Annotated in this window: 1 protein-coding gene; it reads right to left on the bottom strand. The window is 48.8% G+C overall.

All coding sequences use genetic code 11. The features are described 5' to 3' along the window. Positions 1 to 1,902 (bottom strand): chromosome segregation SMC family protein (locus tag A3750_RS11475; RefSeq protein ID WP_231871801.1); only part of this gene is annotated, 1,902 nt, incomplete at its 3' end. Positions 1,903 to 2,143: the final 241 nt, after the last annotated feature.

Raw genomic sequence — 2,143 nt, 5'->3', positions numbered from 1 at the left:
GCTGACAACAAATCCATCTTTAGTTACGATTTTCTTTCCACACGCCAAACCACTTTGCTGCTGCNATGCAAGCGACAAGCTATCAACACAAGCATACTCATTCAGCTGCTCATTTAAGACGTCGACTCCCGCAACTTTGCTCGCCAAAGACCCTGGAAGCGGTTCAACCACTGAAGCGCCTTCCAAAAACACGGTAAACGACTCTTTTGTAAACCCCGATAACTCCGAACCGATGAAGCTCGCCTCTTGAGCGAGATAAGAACTTAGCACTCCACCCAAAACAGACTCTGCAACCACCCCCCACTCGGGAGCAATCTGAATACAGTCTATAAGAGGCTTTAATTCCTGCGCACTGGCAAACTCCTTAAAGCTAGACTCTACTGTAGCTCTCGCATCCTGCTGAATCGCATCCAGTGACGACAACGCAGCTTTATCACTTGCAAGTAAGCTTCGCGACTCCGATATCGCCTCCTCCAATTCGCTTAGCTTCGCTTTATCTAACAGCAGTTGCTGCTCAATGGATTCTGCCTCAACTTTGGTTTGCCCAATTTGCGCATCTATTTCAGCAAGTTCTGCATCTCCGCATTCATCACCGAGCGAACCACTCTGCGCATCAAGCTGAGTTTGTTCCTGACTTAATGAAACCAAGCGGTCATTGTATTGCTGAATGCGCGCCTCTAACTGTGATACCTGTGCCTGACTTGATTCGGCATCGCTGCGCGCTTGCGCATACGCTTCCTGTAAGCGCTCATTACCTTGCAGCCATTCCTGAAAGCGCGACTCAGCCAACTCCACCCGCTCCAACTGAACCTCTTGCTGTTCAACAAGCAATTCCAGCTCAGGCGCCATTTCTTCAACTTCAAGACTACGATCCTGTAACTCTTCTGACAAAAGACGCTTTCGCTCCTCAGAGCGACGAATATCATCACTGATTCTTAGCTTTTGCTCTGCGGCGCGCTCGGCCTTCTCGCGCTCAAACTTCAACTCTTGCTCAAACTTGGCTATTTCAGCACCTGACTGATAATAGCTGGCCTGCAGTGCTTGAAACCCCTCAATTGTCTCTTCGAGCTCTGCGCGCGCTGCCTCGATTTTCGACTGGCCAGTTGCTTTCTCTAATACCGAAAGCTCTATACTTTCCTCTAGCGACGCGCACTGCTTGCTGTGCTCTTCACGCGCAACCGAAAGCGCATTCCAATCAATCGCAGCCAACAAAGCCCCTGTTTTTCGCTCTTGCGCTTTGTACTCTTTATAACGCTCAGCTGCCGATGCCTGACGCTTTAACGTCGCAAGTTGCTTGCCTAACTCTTCGCGAATATCAGACAGCCGATCTAAATTCTCCTGAGTTCGCCGCATACGATTTTCTGTTTCTCTGCGACGCTCTCTATACTTGGAGATACCCGCCGCCTCTTCCAGGTAGACGCGCAACTCCTCTGGCTTGCTCTCAATTAAGCGAGATATCATCCCTTGCTCAATAATGGCGTAGCTCCGCGGCCCCATGCCAGTTCCAAGAAAAATATCGGTCACGTCTCGACGTCGGCACTTGGAACCATTTAGAAAATACTGAGACTGTCCTTCTCGCGTTACCTGGCGCTTGATCGATATCTCGCTAAACGCAGCAAATTCACCAACTAACTGCCCTTCGCTATTGTCAAACAAAAGCTCAATCGAAGCCCTACCAACCGGCTGGCGATGCGTAGAGCCGTTAAAGATAACGTCCGTCATCGACTCCCCACGCAAATGCTTCGCAGAGCTCTCTCCCATGACCCATCGCACGGCGTCAATGACATTGGATTTTCCGCAACCGTTAGGACCCACGATCGCTGTCATATTTGTAGGAAAAGGCACAACTGTCGAGTCAACAAAAGACTTAAAGCCGACCAATTTGATGGATTTCAAACGCATTAAAAAACGATTACCTGAAGGTTTTTGTTATTACAAGTTGCTAGCAATGTTGCGCAAAACAACCCTTGCTTGCAAGCAGAATAAACTTCCTCTAGCACCGGCGGCGACGCCGTCATTTTTTTGACCGCAACCTTCAAAAACATCAAGAAAGATGTCAGAAGGCCGTCACAGCACCCCAAAAAACCATTTAAGCCTTTGTTTTTATAGCTCATTTTATTCTTGGCACACCGCTCGCTTAACA

Source organism: Oleiphilus sp. HI0079, assembly GCF_001635105.1.
The sequence above is the reverse complement of the archived record's forward strand: the minus strand, read 5'-3'. Positions and strand labels throughout refer to the sequence as shown.